The following is a 16,536-nucleotide window of genomic DNA, read 5'->3' as shown; positions in this document are numbered from 1 at the left end:
CATCCGAGACCCTTATAGGGGCGCAGAGTTTGCCACAAAGCCCAGGGGCGATCAATCGGTGAGACAGGCGGGGTCGAAAGTGTACTCCCCGCGCAGCCAGGCGCAGACTTCCGCGGCGGCCGGACCCTGCAGACAGCTGTAGCGCTGCAGCAGCTGGCGCTGCTCCGCCGGGCCGATGGCGTCGAGCCCGCCGTCGCGAAACAGCGCGCTGTCGGCGCGCAGCGCCGCCCGCAGGGGCCCGCCCAGCAAGGCGTCCAGAAGTCCCTCGATCTGTTGCCGGGAATCCTCCCCGAGGGTGCCATGGAGTGCGGCGAGTCCGGCCACCCCCGGCAGGGAGCACCAGGGCTGGGTCATGGGGTTGCAGAAGTGGCCGAGGGTGGTCTGCGGCGGGCCGGCCTCGCGCTTTGGCAGCGGGTCCAGGTAGAGCCGGCGGCTGCGCTTGGCGCCGTCGTTCACCGGGTAATTGTCCCAGAGCACGACCGGCCGCCCCAGGGCGGCGGCCGCCGCCGCCTGGTCCGCGCTATCCAGGCTCTCGGAGCAGACCTGCGGCCCGGTCCAGAAAAGACCCACGCCGGGCGGCAGCGCGGCGCCGAGCTGCTCCCAGTAGCCCGCGGGTCGGCGGCCAAAATGCTGCTCCAGGACCGGGTCGAAGCTGTAGTAGGTGGGACACACAAACACCTGCCGCGCGCGGGTCACGGCCAGCACGTCGGCGACGATCTCTGCCTGGCGGCAGGCCAGGTCATCGAGATCGCCGGGCATGTCGTCAAAGAGAATCGCCAGCAGGGGCGCGTCGAGGGCGTTGAGCCGCCGCACCTTGTCGCGCAGGGCGCGCTGCTGGGGCGCGCGGTAGTCGCGGTAGAGGGCAAAGGGCGAGAGGCCCACGCCGAAGTGCACGCCCCGCCCCGCGCACGCTGCCGACAAGCCATGCAGCTCGTGCCACTGGGCCGCCGGCCAGTCCGCCTGCCAGTCCCGTCGCAGCCAGGGGTCGGCCTTGGGGGCATAGAGGTAGCTGTTGAGACCGAGGCGCGCCAGGCACTCCACCCAGGCAAGGCGGGCACCCCAGGACCAGGGGCGGCCGTAGAAGCCTTCGACGATGCCAAGCCAGGGGGGTGTCGCGCGCATTTATTCTCTCAGGCGATTAATAATTGACCACTTAGACCGAATCAGCCTAATAAATGATCACTTCCCGTGTGGAAAATTACCGGTTTTCGACGATACTTGTAGCGTGGCCGCAGTTCCCCTGCATGAAAAGGCGGCCACGCAGGGTATCCCCAATACCCTCTCAGGGAAGCAATCCCTTTGTGTTTCACTCCTAATGGTCTTCTTGGGTCCCTGAACGGGGCCCTCTTTTTTCTACATCGTGTGAGTCGGGCGGTCGGAATGCAGGGAGCCTGCGAGATGGTTCTCGATCTTGCTGTTGGCGACCGCGTCCTGCTCGCTGAACTGCACGCCGATACCCGCGGTCCGGTTGCCCTGGGCGCCGCGGGGGGTGACCCATACCACACGACCGGAAATGGGGATTTTCTCGGGCTCGTCCATCAGCGTCAGCAGCATGAAGACTTCATCGCCGAGCTGGTAGGACTTGTTGGTCGGCACAAACAGGCCGCCGTTGTTGATGAAAGGCATGTAGGCGGAATACAGCACCGCCTTGTCCTTGATGGTCAATGACAGGATGCCGTTGCGGCCCCCGGCAACTGCGTCGTTCATGGACTGCCCCCGATGGATGACCGCTTCATGGTAGCACCCCCTTCGCCGCCGAGGAAGCTGCGCTCCAGGGGCACCAGCAGGCTTTCCAGGGCGAGCTGGGGATTGGGGTTGGCACCGGCGACCGCACTGCGCCGCAGGGCGGCAAGCTCGTCCAGCACCCGCAGCCAGTCCCGGCCACCGCCGCGCAGCTGTTCGCGGCTCGCCCCGCGCAACTGCGACAGCAGCAGCGCCTCGATCTCGTCCAGCGCCTCCAGCAGGGGCCGCTCCCCGAGTGCCGCCGCCACCTGGGGCAGGCGAGCGCGCCCCTGCAGGTAGTCCGCGAGCAGTGTGCGCCGCGCACCCAGCGCCTCGGCGGCGTCACTGCGAAACAGGGCTTCGGCGCGCAGCGGGCGGCCAGCGGCCAGATCCAGGAGCGCCTGACTGCGCTCGCGCTGGCCGGTCAGCGGGTCCAGCCAGTCCAGGGCCTGGCCCGCCTCGGGCAGGGGCAGGGACAGACGCTGGCAGCGAGAGCGCACCGTCGCCGGCAGCGCGTGCAGGCGGTCCGTGACCAGGATCAGGAAGGTGTCTTCCGCCGGCTCCTCCAGGCACTTGAGCAGGGCGTTGGCGGCGGCGGTGTTCATGCGGTCGGCGGGGACCAGGGTAATCACCTTGCGGCGACCGAAGCCCGCGGTGCGCCAGGCAAAGGCGATCACCTCGCGAATCTGGTCCACCCGGATCACCTGCCCCTTGCCGCTGGGACCCACCCAGAGCCAGTCGCCGTGGCTGCCGGCGCGGCTGTGACGACAGGCCGGGCACTCGCCGCAATTGGCCGCATTGCGGGGCGCGTGGCAGAGCAGCCAGCGGGAGAGCGCAACCGCCAGACGCTGCTTGCCGACCCCCTCGGGGCCACTCACCAGCAGGGCGTGGGGCAACTGGTCGGCGACCAGCTGCGCCTGCCAGCGGGACCAGGCCTCGGCCTGCCAGGGCAGCGGCACGCTGATCGCGGGCAGGTTCTCCGGGCTCACGCGGGCAGACCGTGGTGAGCCGGCCAGCAGCTCATCAGCTCATCGCAGATGCCCTGCAACTGCGCCTCGACCGCGGGCAGCGGCTGGGCGGCGTCCACCAGGTGGTAGCGGCCACTGCTCTCCCGAGCCAGGCGCAGGTAGGTGTCGCGGACGCGCTGGAAAAAGGCCAGGGCCTCGCGCTCGAAGCGGTCGGTCGCGCCGCGCTGGGCCAGGCGCGCCAGGCCGACCTCGGGGGGTGCATCCAGCAACAGGGTGTAATCCGGCCGCAGCTCCCCCTGGACCAGGTGCTCGAGACTGCGCACCAAACTGGCATCGAGACCGCGACCGCCCGACTGGTAGGCGTAGGTGGCGTCGGTAAAGCGGTCGCAGAGCACCCAGCGCCCCGCCGCGAGGGCGGGCCGGATCACCGCTTCCAGGTGCTGTGCCCGGGCGGCAAAGATCATCAGCAACTCCGCCAGGGGCGCCACCGGCTCTTCCCGGGGGCTCAGGAGCACCTGGCGGAGGTCCTCTCCCAGTGGGGTGCCACCGGGCTCCCGCGTCACCACCAGGTCGACGCCGCAGGCCCGCAGACGGCGCTCCAGGAACGCCATGTTGGTGGACTTGCCCACGCCTTCCACACCTTCCACGGTGATGAACAGGCCTCGTGTTCCGTGCATGCGACTCCCTTGCTTGCTGTGTTACTGGCTGGACGGGGGCGGCGAGGAACGGTAGTCCTCGCGACGCGAAAGCTGGTATTTACGCACGGCCCGGCGATGGGCTTCAAGGGTGCTGCTGAAGACATGGCTGCCGTCGCCCCGGGCCACGAAGTAGAGCGACTCCCCCGCCGCCGGTTGCAGGGCGGCGCGAATGGCGGCGCGTCCCGGCAGGGCGATGGGTGTCGGCGGCAGGCCGTGGTGGCGATAGGTGTTGTAGCGGTTGCCGGCATCCTCGAGGTGACTGCGACGCAGATTGCCGTCGAAGCCCTCCCCCAGTCCGTAGATGATGGTCGGGTCCGTCTGCAGGCGCATGCCCCGCTGCAGGCGACGCACGAAAACCCCGGCAATCTCGCCCCGCTCCGCCGGCACGCCGGTTTCCCGCTCGATGATCGAGGCCAGGATCAGCGCCTCATAGGGGCTTTCCAGGGGCAGGCCCTCGGCGCGCCCCGCCCAGGCCCGGGCCAGCTCATCCTCCAGCGCGCGGTGCGCCCGCGCCAGGATCTGCAGATCGCTGTCGCCGCGCTCGTAGCGCCAGGTCTCCGGCAGAAACAGCCCCTCGGCCGCCGTGTGGGGCGCCACCAGCGCGAGCAGGGCCGGGTCCTCCGGGCCGCTGAGTACGACCCGCAGTGCCGGGGCCGCCGCCAGTCGCTGCAGGGCCTGGACCAGGGTGATGCCCTCGGGCAGAGTCACCTGGTACTGCACCACACGCCCGCTGGCCAGCAGCGCCAACAGCTCGCGCACCGACAGGCCCGGGCGCAGGCGGTACTCGCCATGGCGGATCCGCGCGTCATCGCCGCTGAAGCGCCCCCAGGCCCGCAGCAGCCAGGGTTGCGGCAGCCAGCCGGTCGCCTGCAGCCGACGGCTGATCGCGGCCAGGCTCTCGCCCTGCTCGATCACAAATAGCGCGCCGTCCTCCGGCAGGGGAAGCGGCGCATCCAGGCGCCGGTCAAGCCAGATCAACAGCAGGGCGGCGGCCAACATCGCGGCCAGCGCCAGGACCAGCGCGACCCGCAGCAGGCGGCGGAAAAGTGGGTTCATCGATCCAGGCGTTCCGCGTAGGCTGCCTGCAGTTGCCGGGTCACCGGCCAGTCGTCCCAGCAGCGCTCCGCCAGTCGCGACACCGCCCGCAGTCCGACCACCGCATTGCAGAGAAACAGCTCGTCGGCTGCCGCGAGGTCGGCCGGCCCCAGGGCCACCGGCTCCGCCTGCAAGCCACAGGCCTCTCCCAGCTCCTCGAGAATCAATTGACGACGGGTGCCAGCGATGCCGGCCTGCTCCAGGGTTGGCGTCAGCAGCCAGCGGTCGCGGACCAGGAAAAGATTGGCGCTGGTGGTGGATATCACGTCGCCCCCCTGCCCCAGCACCACCACGTCGTCGCAGCCGCGCTCGCGGGCCTCGCCTGCGGCGAGGACCTGCTCCAGGCGGTTGAGGTGCTTGATGCCGGCCAGGGCCGGCTGGCTGCCCCAGCTCAGCTCGGCCACCTCCAGTTCGGCGGCGGCCAGGGGGATCCGCGGGTCGCGGGCCAGCGCCTGGCAGCTGATAATGCAGCGCAGCTGCGCCGGCTCCGCCGGGACGTAGCCGGGCTCGCCGCCACCGCGCGTCACGGTGAGGCGCAGGCGGTGCCAGCCCTCCGAGGCACTGCCCTCACAGGCGGCCAGCAACTGGGCCTCCAGGGCAGGCAGGCTGTGCTCGGGAAAGCCCAGGCGAGCCATACCCCGCCGCAGGCGCTGCCAGTGCAGCCCCTGGAGCAGGGGGCGACCGGAGGCCACCAGCAGGGTCTCGAACAGCCCGTCGCCATAGAACAGGCCGCGGTCGGGCAGCGGCAGTGCCGCCGCCCGCTCGCCGTCAACCCAGTAGGCGGTTTCCGGCACCCGCGCCCTCCCCGGCCTCAATCCAGCTGGCTGAACAGCAGCGACCCATTGGTGCCACCGAAGCCGAAGGAGTTGGACAGCGCGTGGCGAATCCGGCGCTCCTGGGCGGTGTGGGGAACATAGTTGAGCGTGCAGCCCTCGTCGGGGTTGTCCAGGTTGATGGTCGGCGGCGCCACCTGGTCGCGCAAGGCAAGCACGGAGAAGATCGCCTCCACCGCCCCGGCGGCCCCCAGCAGGTGACCGATCATCGACTTGGTGGAGCTGACCGCGACATTGCCGGCGGCACTGCCCAGTACCGACTCGATGGCGCGGCTCTCGGCCACGTCACCCGCATTGGTCGAGGTGCCGTGGGCGTTGATGTAGTCCACCGCCGCCGGATCCATGGCGGCGTCCAGCAGGGCGTTGCGCATGGCTGCCGCGGCGCCGCGGCCGTCCTCTGGCGGCAGGGTCATGTGGTAGGCGTCGCCACTCATGCCAAAACCGGTGAGCTCGGCATAAATCCTGGCGCCGCGGGCGCGGGCCGCCTCGTATTCCTCCAGCACCATGACACCGGCGCCGTCACCGAGGACGAAACCGTCGCGGTCGCGGTCCCAGGGCCGCGAGGCGGCCTCGGGGTCATCGTTGCGGGTGGACAGGGCGCGGGCCGCGGCAAAACCGCCCAGGCCCACCGGGGTGGTGGCCATCTCCGCACCGCCCACCAGCATGATATCGGCGTCGCCCTGGGCGATCAGCCGCGCACCCAGGCCGATATTGTGGGTACCACTGGTACAGGCGGTGACGATGGCGAGGTTGGGACCCTGCAGGTTGTAGCGCATGGAGAGATTGCCGGCGATCATGTTGATGATCGAGCCCGGCACGAAAAAGGGAGAAATCTTGCGCGGACCCGAATTGGCCACGATTTCGCTGTTTTTCTCGATCTGCCCGATGCCGCCGATGCCGGAACCAATCGCGGCGCCGGCGCGGGGCGCCATCTCCTCGCTGATTTCCAGCCCGGCATCCTGCATCGCCTGGATCCCGGCGGCCATGCCGTACTGCACAAAGACGTCCATCTTGCGGGCGTCCTTGGCACTGAAATAGGGCTCGATATCGAAATTGCGCACACTGGCACTGAAGCGGGTGCTGTAGGCGGAAACATCGAAGGCCTCGATGGCTGCCGCACCACTCTTGCCGGCGAGAATGTTTTCCCAGGTTTCCGCCACGGTGAGCCCTACCGGCGTCACCATGCCCAGGCCCGTGACTACAACGCGTCTGCCTTTCACGGCGCGTACTCCTTGCAAACCAGATTCGGGGTGGCCCCAAAAAAGAAAAGCCGCTCCAGACTAGTATGAAACGGCTTTCCGGGTACTGCTTATGAGCAGGATGAACTCAGGCGAGGTTATCTTTGATGTAATCGATCGCCAGTTTCACGGTGGTGATTTTCTCGGCTTCCTCATCGGGGATTTCGGTTTCGAATTCCTCCTCCAGGGCCATCACCAGCTCAACCGTATCCAGGGAGTCTGCGCCGAGGTCCTCGACAAAAGAGGCTTCCGTGGAGACTTCTTCTTCCTTCACGCCAAGCTGCTCTGCGACGATCTTCTTAACGCGTTCTTCGATGCTGCTCATCTTGTTGGTCACTCCTGATATTTCAGTGCTTTTTTCAAACCTGGTCACCCGGCCCGAGCGCGCATTTTACTCGGTTTTGGGACCGAGTAATAACTTTTTTTGCCCGCGGCCGCTTACCGGGTCATGCCATATTCATGCCACCGTTGACGTGAATGGTCTCGCCGGTGATATACCCGGCCTGTTCGCTGCACAGGAACGCCACCAGGGCGGCGATCTCCCGAGCCTCACCCAAGCGCCCCAGGGGTATCTGGGACAGCAAGCTCTCCCGCTGTGCCTCCGGCAGGTCGCGGGTCATGTCGGTGTCGATAAACCCGGGCGCCACGCAGTTCACGGTAACCGAGCGCGAGCCCAGCTCGCGGGCCAGCGCCCGGGAGAAACCCTCGGCGCCGGCCTTGGAGGCCGCGTAGTTGCTCTGCCCGATGTTGCCCATCGCCCCGACCACCGAGGTGATGTTGACGATACGCCCCCAGCGCGCCTTGGTCATGCCCCGCAGGCAGGCCTTGGACACACGATAGAGGGAAGACAGGTTGGTATCCAGTACCGCCTGCCATTCGTCGGGCTTCATGCGCATGAGAATGTTGTCGCGGGTGATGCCCGCGTTGTTGATCAGTACCAGCGGGGCGCCAAAGCGCTCGGCAATCCCCTTGATGGTCTCGTCCACTGCCGCGGCATCCGCGACATCGAGGGTCAGCCCGGCACCCGGCCAGTTGCCCGCCTTCAGGTACTCGGTGATGGTTTCCGCGCCACTCGCGGTGGTGGCCGTACCCACCACGGTAAACCCGGCCTCCGCCAGGGCTTCCGCGATGGCCCGACCGATGCCCCGGGTAGCGCCGGTGACCAGTGCAACCTTGTCCGCTTGACTCATTCCTTGACTCCTTCCTGGCCGCCCAGTGCGGCGAGTGCCTGCTGCAGCGCCTCGGGCTCCTCCAGACTGAAACTTTCCAGCGACTTGTCGATGCGCCGGTTCAGACCGCTGAGGACCTTGCCCGGGCCGCATTCCACCACCTGGCGCACGCCGCTGTCTACCATCGTCTGCACACAGCGGGTCCACTGCACCGGGCTGTAGATCTGTTCCACCAGCAGCGCGCGGATACGCTCGGGGTCCGCCTCGGTCTGCGCATGCACGTTGTGCACCACCGGGACCAGCGGGGTCGCGATGCGCACATCCGCCAGCACCTGCTCCAGCTGTTCGCCGGCGGGCTTCATCAGAACGGTATGGAAAGGCGCGCTGACCGGCAGCGGCATGATGCGCTTGGCACCGGCGGCCTTGAGGGCTTCGCCCGCCGCCTCGACCGCGGCGGCGTGACCGGCGATCACCACCTGGCCCGGGGAGTTGAAATTGACCGCCGCGACTTCACCGCGGCCGGCATCCCGCACCTCGGCGCAGAGCGTGTTGATCTGCTCGTCATCCAGACCGATCACCGCCGCCATCGCGCCCTCGCCCACGGGTACCGCCGTCTGCATGAAGGCACCGCGCTGGCGCACCAGCCTGGCGGCGTCGCCGAAGTCCAGCGCGCCGGCACAGACCAGGGCGGTGAATTCCCCCAGGCTGTGGCCCGCCATGATCGCGGGAGTCGGGCCGCCCGCGGCCACCCAGGCGCGCCACAGGGCGACACTCGCTGTGAGCAGCACCGGTTGAGTGGTTTCGGTGAGGTTGAGCGCCTCCTGCTGGCCGTTCTGGACCAGATCCCAGACGTCGTAGCCGAGGGCGTCGCTGGCTTCGCGAAAGGTCTCGATGACAACCGGACTGGCCTCCGCGGCGGCGGCCAGCATGCCGACTTTCTGGGAACCCTGCCCGGGGAAAACAAAGGCACTGGAAGAATGCGTGGTCAAAATATCAGTCTCCGGAGCTTGCAGATACACGAACGGGAGCCGAAGCTCCCGTTGCGCATGGTATCAAATCACCTGCCTGGCGTGCTCTCGCGCGCCGGGCGGTCTCAGTCGTCGCTACCGGTGCTGACGACTTTCTTGCCGCGGTAGAAACCGTCGGCGGAGACGTGGTGACGGCGATGGGTCTCGCCGCTGGTCTGGTCGACGCTGAGGGTCGGGCCGGTCAGGGCGTCGTGGGAACGGCGCATGCCGCGGCGCGACCGGGATTTCTTGTCCTGTTGAACTGCCATGGGTTACTCCTGATGTGTATCGCCGCGCTTTAATTGCGCCAGTATGTCAAAAGGGTTGGGCCGCTTTTCCGCCCCGTCGTCGGCTTCCTTCTCCGCCTCCGTGGGCGCTGCATACTCGGCCAGCAGCGTGTTGCAATCCGCCTGCTCGTGGTAGCTGAAGGGCGGCAGGGCCAGAATCAGCTCCTCCGTCACCAGCGCCCGCAGGTCGCACTCCTCTTCCCCCTGGACCAGCGGGTCCAGATGCGACGGCAGGTGTCGCGCCTGCTCGTCGGTCCAGACCACCGCCAGCTCGCTGTCACTGCGGAGCGACAGCGGCATCGGCCGCAGGCAACGCTGACAGATCACCGAGACCCGGGCCTCGATGACAATGTGCAGCACGAAGCGACCCTCCTCGTCCCGGGATAAATCGAGACTGGCCTGGATCTCTCCGTCGTCGCCCGCCAGCAGCTCGCGAAACCGCGGCAGGTCGCGCGGCTGCAGGCTGCCCTGAACCGTCACGCCGCGCGACGCGGCCTTGCGCACATCCAGCGTGCCGGGAAGGGGTGCATTCAACATGGGCGCGCATCATAGGCGCGCTTTCACGCTTTGTCAAAAAAAACGATAGAATACAACCAGTTCAGGAAATCCTTCACAAAACAGGAAAATCCGTGCCCGAAACGCTCATTCTCGCCTCCACCTCCCCCTATCGGCGCGCCCTGCTGGAGCGCCTGCAGCTGCCCTTCCGCTGCGTGGCCCCGGAGGTCGACGAGAGCCCCCTGCCGGGGGAGTCGGCAGAGCAACTCGCCCTGCGCCTGGCCCGGGCCAAGGCCCGCGTGGTCGCAGACCGTTTCCCGGAGGCCCTGGTCATTGGCAGCGACCAGGTGGCCTGCCTCGACGGCCAGCTGCTGGGCAAGCCCGGCGCCTACCCGCGCGCCCGGGAGCAACTGCGGGCCAGTAGCGGCCGCAGCGTGGCATTCCACACCGGCCTGGCCCTGGCCCGCCGCGCGCCGGCCTTTGACCGGGCGGTGGTGGTGCCCTTCCGGGTGCACTTCCGCACGCTGAACGACGGCGAAATCGAGCGCTACCTGGCCCGGGAGGCCCCCTGGGACTGCGCCGGCAGCTTCAAGTGCGAGGGCCTGGGCAGCGCCCTGTTCCAGCGCCTGGAAGGCGACGACCCCACCAGCCTCGAGGGCCTGCCCCTGATCGCCCTGTGCGCCCTGCTACAGGAGGCCGGTCACGCGGTTCTCGACTGAGCCAGCCCCGCCACCACCGCTTCCAGCTCGGACAACCGATCGACAATCGCCACCGGGTGGTGGGCCCCGAGAGCCGCGTGGTCGTGCACCCCGTGGCTGATACCCACGGAAGCCATGCCCAGGCGGCGCGCCATGTCCAGGTCGTAGATCGAATCGCCCACCATCAGCGCCTGCTCCCGGGGCCGGCGCCGCTCGCGAAGAATTTCCGAAAGCATCCGCGGATCCGGCTTGGAGGCGGTTTCATCGGCACAGCGGGTGCTCTCGAAATAGCCCTGCATGCCCAGCCCCGCCAGCACCCGGTCGAGTCCGCGGCGCGTCTTGCCAGTGGCAATGGCCAGCTCGCAGCCGCTCCCGCGCAGGGCCTCGAGCAGCTCCAGCGCGCCCGCGTAGAGTCGCGCCGGACCGGGATCTGCCGCCACGTAGCAGGCCGAGTAGGCCGCCGCCAGCGCCTCCCGGTCCCGCTCACCGTGTTCCGGGTAGAGCACCGCCACGGCCTGGGGCAGTCCCAGCCCGACGATATGCCGGACGGCGGCCTCCGAAGGTATCGGCAGCGCACACTCCCGGGCCGCAGCCTGCATCGCCGCGACAATCTGCCCCAGGGAGTCGCAAAGGGTCCCGTCCCAATCAAATATAACCAACATAATTAATTACTTGCGAAGCTTTTCGAGAATTTGCTCGAGATCATCATCCAGGGGCGCCTGCAGGGCAATCCGGCCCACTTCCGGCAGCGAGAAACGCAGACTGGCGGCATGCAAGAACAGGCGCCGCAGCCCCAGGCTGCGCGCCAGGGCCTCGCCCCGCTCGTCCTGGTACTTTTCGTCGCCCAGCAGCGGGAACCCGGCGTGCCGGGCGTGCACGCGGATCTGGTGGGTGCGCCCGGTTACCGGCTGCGCCTCCACCAGGGTGGCCTCGGCAAAAGTTTCCACCACCGCGAAGCGGGTCAAGGAGGGCTTGCCCTCCCGGGAAACCCGAACCATGCGCTCGCCGGACTGCAGGTGGTTTTTCTCCAGTGGCGCCTCGACCTGGCGCAGCCCCCGGGGCCAGCGGCCAGGGACCAGGGCCAGGTAGCGCTTTTCCACCCCCTCGCCGCGCAGCAGGCGGTGCAATTCGCGCAGCACCGCAGGCTTGCGCGCCACCAGGATCAGGCCCGAGGTATCCCGGTCCAGGCGGTGCACCAGTTCCAGATAGCGGTCCTCCGGGCGCAGCTGACGCAGGCACTCGATCAAGCCGTAGTTGAGCCCACTGCCGCCGTGCACCGCCAGACCGGAGGGCTTGTTCACCACCAGCAGCCCGGCATCCTCGTAGACGATGCGCGCGCGCAACTGCTCCGCGCGGGCGTCGGAGACCACCGGGGGCGCCCCCGGTGGTGGCTGGTGCAAGGGGGGGATGCGCAACAGGTCCCCCGCCGCCAGGCGGTAGTCGGCCTTCACCCGACCGCGGTTGACCCGGAATTCGCCCTTGCGCAGGCCCCGGTAGATACGGGTGCGCGGTACGCCCTTGAGGATCTTCACCAGGTAATTGTCCAGGCGCTGCCCGTCCGCATCCTCGCCCACGGTGAGCTGGCGAACGGAGGCGGCCTCCCCGCCGGGCTCGGCGCCGCGGGGCGCCGCAGACGGGTGGCCGGCACCGGACGAGCGGGCCTTGCGTTGCCTGGGCTCAGAGCGCCCGGCGGGGGACTTGGCGTGACGTTTCATGCTCTCCCGTAAAATCTTGACAATTGAAGCACTTAGCTTTTGCTGATATAGTCCGGGGCGTGTCGCCGCGGTTTGGCTCGAAAAGCCCCCGGCGGACGCCCCCTCTGACAGCAGGGCCTGCCGACGCAACCGCAGCGCTCCAGGGGGAACGGGCACGCGTCAGAACACACAAAACGGATGTCATGGCTGCAGCTTGCCGGGCGCGCACTATCGAGCCGCCCCGCCCAGCGCGCGATGATACGGATGAACCGCGCAGTGACACTGCCGGGAACCAGAATCAGACAAGGCTTTGGGCAGCACGGTCGCGGTCATCAGGTGACGCGACACTATCAGAAGCCGACGTATCGCGCCAGCGCGTTGCGTCGTCGCTGCCAGCAGCGCCCCGACAGGCGTTGCACAGACACGCACACCTGATTGCTCAGAGTGGTACGGACGGTACTGTCGACCCGCGTGGTCGCCCAGGTACCGGGACGAACCGACCCGAGATGCCGCCTGGCCCAAGGCCGGCGCTGACAGCTGATTCCCTCCCGGCCAGGCCTGTGCGCAACAGGTATATGGCCTACTCATGAAGAAAATGCTCATCAATGCAACCCAGCCCGAAGAGCTGCGCGTTGCCCTCGTCGACGGACAGCGACTCTACGATCTGGATATCGAAAACCGCACCCGTCTGCAGAAAAAATCCAACATCTACAAAGGCAAGATCACCCGCGTGGAGCCCAGTCTCGAGGCGGCTTTCGTGGACTTCGGCGCCGAGCGCCACGGCTTCCTGCCCCTGAAGGAGATTGCCCGGGAATACTTCCACCGCGACCCGAGTGGCGGCGAAGGCCGGATGAAGATCAAGGAGGTGGTCAAGGAAGGCACCGAGATCATCGTCCAGGTGGACAAGGAAGAGCGCGGCAACAAGGGTGCAGCACTCACCTCCTTTATCAGCCTGGCGGGCCGCTACATGGTCCTGATGCCCAACAACCCGCGTGCCGGTGGCATCTCCCGACGCATCGAAGGCGACGACCGCAGCGAGCTGCGCGAGGCCCTCAACGCTTTGGAAATCCCCGACGGCATGGGCGTGATCATCCGCACCGCCGGGGTCGGCCGCAGTGCCGAAGAGCTGCAGTGGGACCTGAACTATCTGCTGCAGTTGTGGGAATCCATCACCAAGGCCAGCGACGACCTCAAGGCCCCCGCCCTCCTCTACCAGGAGAGCAATGTCATCATCCGCGCCGTGCGCGACTACCTGCGGGACGACGTCGACCAGGTAATGATCGACTCCGAGGACGCCTATCGCCAGGCCCTGGATTTCGTCAGCATGGTGATGCCCCGCTACAAGAACCGCATCCGCCGCTACGAAGACTCCATCCCCCTGTTCAACCGTTTCCAGATCGAGAGCCAGATCGAAACCGCCTTCCAGCGCGAAGTGCGCCTGCCCTCCGGCGGCTCGATCGTGATCGATCCCACCGAGGCCCTGGTGTCCATCGACATCAACTCGGCCCGCGCCACCAAGGGCACGGACATCGAGGAAACCGCCCTGCAGACCAATCTCGAGGCCGCCGACGAGATTGCCCGCCAGCTGCGCCTGCGCGACATGGGCGGCCTGGTGGTCATCGACTTCATCGACATGCTCGCCTCGCGCAACCAGCGCCAGGTGGAGAATCGCATGCGCGAGGCCCTGGAGATCGACCGCGCCCGGGTCCAGGTCGGCCGCATCTCCCGCTTCGGCCTGCTGGAAATGTCCCGCCAGCGCCTGCGCCCCTCCCTGGGCGAGACCAGCAACATCGTCTGCCCCCGCTGCACCGGGCAGGGCACCATCCGCGACACCAAGTCCCTGGCCCTGTCCATCCTGCGCCTGATGGAAGAGGAAGCGATCAAGGACCGCAGCGCCGAAGTACGCGCCATCGTGCCGGTGGATGTCGCCGCCTATCTGCTCAATGAAAAGCGCAGCGCCCTCTCGGAGATCGAGCAGGTCAGCCGCACACGCATCCTGGTCATCCCCAACCCGAACCTGGAAACGCCCCACTTCGAAGTGCAGCGTCTGCGCGATGACGAGGTTCCCGAGGACCGCCAGGTCAGCTACAAGATCGAAGTGGCCGTGCCCGAGGCCGATGTGGTCAGCGATGCCCACGCCGCCCGCCCGCCGGCACCCCAGCCCGCGGTCCAGGGCGTGACGCCCTCTGCGCCGGCACCTGCAAACCAGCGCGACGAGGCAGCGCCCGCCGCGGCCGAATCGGCCGCCGAGCCGAAAACCGACAAGCGCCCGCCCTCACGGCAGGCGGCGCCGATGCCCGCGGCCCCCAGTGCGGCAGCCAAGCCGGGACTGGTCGGCCGTCTGATGGCGGTACTGTTTGGCGACCCCGCCGCGGATAGCGCCAAAGCGGAAGCCGAAGCCACACCGGCCCAGGCGGAAACGGAAACCAGCGGCAAGTCCCGCAGCAGCGCCCGTTCGGGGAGTGCTGACGGCGAGCGCAGCAACAACAACCGGCGCAGCCGCGGCGGCCGTCGCCGCAGCGGGGGCCAGAGCAATCGCAGCCAGGGCAGCCGCACCCAGGAGGGCCGTTCCCAGGAGGGCCGTTCCCAGGAAAATCGCGACAGCGCCCCGCGCCCAAGCAGCGACGCGACAAGCGCAGCCAAGGACAGCACAAGGGACGCCGACAAACCCCAGGCACGCGGCGACGACAGCAGCGATGAAGCCCAGGGCAACGAGCAGGCGCCCAGCAAGTCGCGGCGCCGTCGCGGCGGACGCCGGCGCCGCCCGAGCCAGAATGCCGAGGCTCGCAGCAGTGCCGACAGCAGTAGCGATAACAGCGCTGACAGCAGTGCCGACAGCAGCGCCGTGGATGACAGCAGCCAGGACGCCTCCGAGGAAACCCGGGAGCGCCCGCGCAAGCGGCCCAGCGACATGAAGCGCGCCGAGCCGCGGCGTCGCCGTCGCCCGCGCCCCGAGGCTGAAAGTGCCAGCAGCGATGATGCCAGTGACAGCAGCGCCGCTGCCAGCGAGCAGGCGAGCCCCGAGGCAAAGCCTGCCGCGGCAGAAAGCCCCCGCGAACAGGCACCGCGCCAGCGCCCCACCCAGGCCAAGGGCCCGGACGAGTCCGCTGACGACAACAGCCTGGACTTCGAGGACGGGCACATCCCCGCCGCGGCGGTGACCCCGGTGCATATCCTGGCGGCCCAGGAAGCCGAAGCCGCGGCGAGCAAGCGCTCCGAAGCGGAAGTGGCTGCCACCGCCGAAGAGGTTCATCACCAGAGCGCACGCCGCGAAGAGCAGGCCTTTGCGGCACCCGCATCTGCCGGTGAAGGTGAAAAAGCCGCCCCCCCTGCGGCGCCGGAACCCGCCCCCGCCCCTGCGGTAGAAGAGGCAAGTGGCGAAACGCCGCCCGAGGCAGCAGCCGAGGAAGTGGCCGTCGAGAAGCCGGCAGCGGAGCAGTCGGCAAAGCAGGAGGTGGTAGAGGTGGCAGAGCCCGAGGTCGCCCAAACCGCGCCGGAGGCACCTGCCGAGGCGAAAGCGGCGGTGGCGGAAACCGCAGAGCAACAGCCGGAAGCCCCGGCGGCAAGCGTGCCGCCTGCCGCCCCTGCACCGGCAGCTGCTCGCGAGAGCAAGCCGGGCCGCGCCCCGTCCGCGACAGGTCGCGCCAGCAACGATCCGCGGGTGGCCCCGCGGCAGATCGGCAAGGTGGAGATCACCACCGGTCATCCGGTGCTTTTCCGCGAAGAGCAGGCACCGCCGGCCAGCCACAGCGGCCGCGTGGTCCCGCGGGCGAGCAACGACCCCCGCGGTCCGCTGCCCGCCTCCCCGGCCAGCGCCGAGAGCTGATGCCTGGCAGACACCGGGGGCCGACATATCCTGTGTCGCGCCCCTTGTGCCCCGCCGAAGGCTCTGTATAATCACGCGCTTCCCCGGCACGCCGGGGAATCACAATTGAATACGGTGGGCTGGCTGAGTGGTCGAAAGCGGCGGTCTTGAAAACCGTTGAGGGGCAACCCTCCCGGGGTTCGAATCCCTGGCCCACCGCCACTTTGAAAACCCCAGGCACCCGAGATGCCTGGGGTTTTTTCGTTTCAGGCAGTCATGGAACCCCATCAACCCCTCTTTGAGCCCCGGTCCAAACCGGACTGCCTTGAAGGCTGCACAGTTATCGAGCGGTGGTCTTGAATTGTTCGGAAAACTGAAAGATCAGGAAGCCGATCAAGGACAAAACGATGGCGACCTCGTAGCGGTTGTAGGCCACGGAAATGCCCAGGGCTCCGGTCAACCACAGGCCGGCGGCCGTCGCAGTGCCGTCCGCCTGGCCCGACCGCTTGACGATGGAGCCCCCGCCGATAAAACCCATCCCGGTAATGATGCCGTACATGACGCGGGCTTCTGCGTCTGATCCCTCGTAGACGTCCATGCCCACCAGCATGAAAGCACAACAGGCGATGGCGACCAGGGGGAAGGTTCGCAGTCCGGCAGCCTGGTCGCGGTACTCCCGATTGATGGCGACCGGCAGCGAGAGAATGAAAGCGATACCGATTTGACGGAGGTGGAGCAGTATCAGACCGACATCCACTTCAGGCAGTAGGGAGTCCACGATTCAATTCGCGTGGCTGGCAAACCATACCGGAAACCTGTGCGATGAA

General features: G+C 67.9%; 17 protein-coding genes and 1 tRNA gene. 3 read left to right on the top strand and 15 right to left on the bottom strand.

Translation table 11 applies throughout. The features are described from left to right. Positions 1-51 precede the first annotated feature (51 nt). From ACYVGS_RS07750 to ACYVGS_RS07695, 12 genes are all read right to left on the bottom strand, one after another. A complete protein-coding gene (locus tag ACYVGS_RS07750; protein ID WP_460588093.1) occupies positions 52-1,122 on the bottom strand; it encodes a beta-N-acetylglucosaminidase domain-containing protein in 1,071 nt (356 codons plus the stop codon). A gap of 231 nt (positions 1,123-1,353) precedes the next feature. Continuing rightward, entirely contained in the window at positions 1,354-1,707 is a 354-nt protein-coding gene (locus tag ACYVGS_RS07745; protein ID WP_460588092.1) for a PilZ domain-containing protein, read from the bottom strand. Continuing rightward, entirely contained in the window at positions 1,704-2,711 is a 1,008-nt protein-coding gene (gene holB / locus ACYVGS_RS07740) for a DNA polymerase III subunit delta' (RefSeq protein WP_460588091.1), read from the bottom strand. The genes ACYVGS_RS07745 and holB overlap by 4 nt, the downstream gene beginning before the upstream one ends. Further along, positions 2,708-3,367, bottom strand: coding sequence for a dTMP kinase (tmk, locus tag ACYVGS_RS07735; protein ID WP_460588090.1), 660 nt, complete (start codon positions 3,365-3,367; stop codon positions 2,708-2,710). The genes holB and tmk overlap by 4 nt, the downstream gene beginning before the upstream one ends. 21 nt (positions 3,368-3,388) lie before the next feature. Next, on the bottom strand, positions 3,389-4,444 hold the full coding sequence (gene mltG, locus ACYVGS_RS07730) for an endolytic transglycosylase MltG (protein WP_460588089.1): 1,056 nt from the start codon (positions 4,442-4,444) through the stop codon (positions 3,389-3,391). Next, the gene (gene pabC / locus ACYVGS_RS07725) at positions 4,441-5,277 is read right to left on the bottom strand and encodes an aminotransferase class IV (RefSeq protein WP_460588088.1); all 837 of its coding nucleotides are present in this window, start codon (positions 5,275-5,277) and stop codon (positions 4,441-4,443) included. The genes mltG and pabC overlap by 4 nt, the downstream gene beginning before the upstream one ends. 17 nt (positions 5,278-5,294) lie before the next feature. Further along, a complete protein-coding gene (fabF, locus tag ACYVGS_RS07720; RefSeq protein WP_460588087.1) occupies positions 5,295-6,536 on the bottom strand; it encodes a beta-ketoacyl-ACP synthase II in 1,242 nt (413 codons plus the stop codon). Positions 6,537-6,642: 106 nt separating this feature from the next. Beyond that, positions 6,643-6,879, bottom strand: a complete 237-nt coding sequence (acpP, locus tag ACYVGS_RS07715; RefSeq protein ID WP_460588086.1) for an acyl carrier protein — start codon at positions 6,877-6,879, stop codon at positions 6,643-6,645. Positions 6,880-7,000: 121 nt separating this feature from the next. Continuing rightward, positions 7,001-7,744 carry a beta-ketoacyl-ACP reductase gene (gene fabG / locus ACYVGS_RS07710; protein WP_460588085.1) on the bottom strand — a complete coding sequence of 248 codons (744 nt, stop codon included), beginning with the start codon at positions 7,742-7,744 and terminating at the stop codon, positions 7,001-7,003. Continuing rightward, complete coding sequence (fabD, locus tag ACYVGS_RS07705; RefSeq protein ID WP_460588084.1) at positions 7,741-8,712, bottom strand: ACP S-malonyltransferase; 972 nt, start codon at positions 8,710-8,712, stop codon at positions 7,741-7,743. Before fabD ends, fabG begins: the two co-directional genes overlap by 4 nt. A 104-nt stretch (positions 8,713-8,816) precedes the next feature. After that, a complete protein-coding gene (gene rpmF / locus ACYVGS_RS07700) occupies positions 8,817-8,999 on the bottom strand; it encodes a large ribosomal subunit protein bL32 (protein WP_460588083.1) in 183 nt (60 codons plus the stop codon). A 3-nt stretch (positions 9,000-9,002) separates the two neighbouring features. Then, positions 9,003-9,554 (bottom strand): DUF177 domain-containing protein, encoded by a 552-nt coding sequence (locus tag ACYVGS_RS07695; protein ID WP_460588082.1) that lies wholly within the window; start codon positions 9,552-9,554, stop codon positions 9,003-9,005. Between the two features lie 92 nt (positions 9,555-9,646). On the opposite strand from ACYVGS_RS07695, the gene ACYVGS_RS07690 reads away from it, so the two are divergent. After that, a complete protein-coding gene (locus tag ACYVGS_RS07690; RefSeq protein WP_460588081.1) occupies positions 9,647-10,231 on the top strand; it encodes a Maf family protein in 585 nt (194 codons plus the stop codon). Here the strand turns inward: ACYVGS_RS07690 and ACYVGS_RS07685 are convergent. Further along, complete coding sequence (locus ACYVGS_RS07685; protein WP_460588080.1) at positions 10,213-10,872, bottom strand: HAD family hydrolase; 660 nt, start codon at positions 10,870-10,872, stop codon at positions 10,213-10,215. The two genes, ACYVGS_RS07690 and ACYVGS_RS07685, sit on opposite strands and share 19 nt — an antisense overlap. Positions 10,873-10,878: 6 nt before the next feature. Then, on the bottom strand, positions 10,879-11,925 hold the full coding sequence (gene rluC / locus ACYVGS_RS07680) for a 23S rRNA pseudouridine(955/2504/2580) synthase RluC (RefSeq protein WP_460588079.1): 1,047 nt from the start codon (positions 11,923-11,925) through the stop codon (positions 10,879-10,881). A gap of 565 nt (positions 11,926-12,490) precedes the next feature. On the opposite strand from rluC, the gene rne reads away from it, so the two are divergent. Continuing rightward, positions 12,491-15,730: an Rne/Rng family ribonuclease gene (rne, locus tag ACYVGS_RS07675; protein WP_460588078.1), complete on the top strand. Its 3,240-nt coding sequence runs from the start codon at positions 12,491-12,493 to the stop codon at positions 15,728-15,730. 113 nt (positions 15,731-15,843) lie between these two features. Next, positions 15,844-15,931, top strand: a tRNA-Ser gene (locus tag ACYVGS_RS07670). Between the two features lie 118 nt (positions 15,932-16,049). Here ACYVGS_RS07670 and ACYVGS_RS07665 read toward each other — a convergent pair. After that, on the bottom strand, positions 16,050-16,487 hold the full coding sequence (locus ACYVGS_RS07665) for an MgtC/SapB family protein (protein ID WP_460588077.1): 438 nt from the start codon (positions 16,485-16,487) through the stop codon (positions 16,050-16,052). Positions 16,488-16,536: the final 49 nt, after the last annotated feature.

Source organism: Haliea atlantica, from assembly GCF_054779855.1.
The sequence above is the reverse complement of the archived record's forward strand: the minus strand, read 5'-3'. Positions and strand labels throughout refer to the sequence as shown.

Bases quoted from the DNA above. Each gene is read 5' to 3' on its own strand.
- fabG (WP_460588085.1), bottom strand. From the start codon at position 7,744: ATGAGTCAAGCGGACAAGGTTGCACTGGTCACCGGCGCTACCCGGGGC.
- ACYVGS_RS07685 (WP_460588080.1), bottom strand. From the start codon at position 10,872: ATGTTGGTTATATTTGATTGGGACGGGACCCTTTGCGACTCCCTGGGG.
- ACYVGS_RS07745 (WP_460588092.1), bottom strand. From the start codon at position 1,707: ATGAACGACGCAGTTGCCGGGGGCCGCAACGGCATCCTGTCATTGACC.
- ACYVGS_RS07750 (WP_460588093.1), bottom strand. From the start codon at position 1,122: ATGCGCGCGACACCCCCCTGGCTTGGCATCGTCGAAGGCTTCTACGGC.
- tmk (WP_460588090.1), bottom strand. From the start codon at position 3,367: ATGCACGGAACACGAGGCCTGTTCATCACCGTGGAAGGTGTGGAAGGC.
- rne (WP_460588078.1), top strand. From the start codon at position 12,491: ATGAAGAAAATGCTCATCAATGCAACCCAGCCCGAAGAGCTGCGCGTT.
- mltG (WP_460588089.1), bottom strand. From the start codon at position 4,444: ATGAACCCACTTTTCCGCCGCCTGCTGCGGGTCGCGCTGGTCCTGGCG.
- acpP (WP_460588086.1), bottom strand. From the start codon at position 6,879: ATGAGCAGCATCGAAGAACGCGTTAAGAAGATCGTCGCAGAGCAGCTT.
- ACYVGS_RS07695 (WP_460588082.1), bottom strand. From the start codon at position 9,554: ATGTTGAATGCACCCCTTCCCGGCACGCTGGATGTGCGCAAGGCCGCG.
- rpmF (WP_460588083.1), bottom strand. From the start codon at position 8,999: ATGGCAGTTCAACAGGACAAGAAATCCCGGTCGCGCCGCGGCATGCGC.
- rluC (WP_460588079.1), bottom strand. From the start codon at position 11,925: ATGAAACGTCACGCCAAGTCCCCCGCCGGGCGCTCTGAGCCCAGGCAA.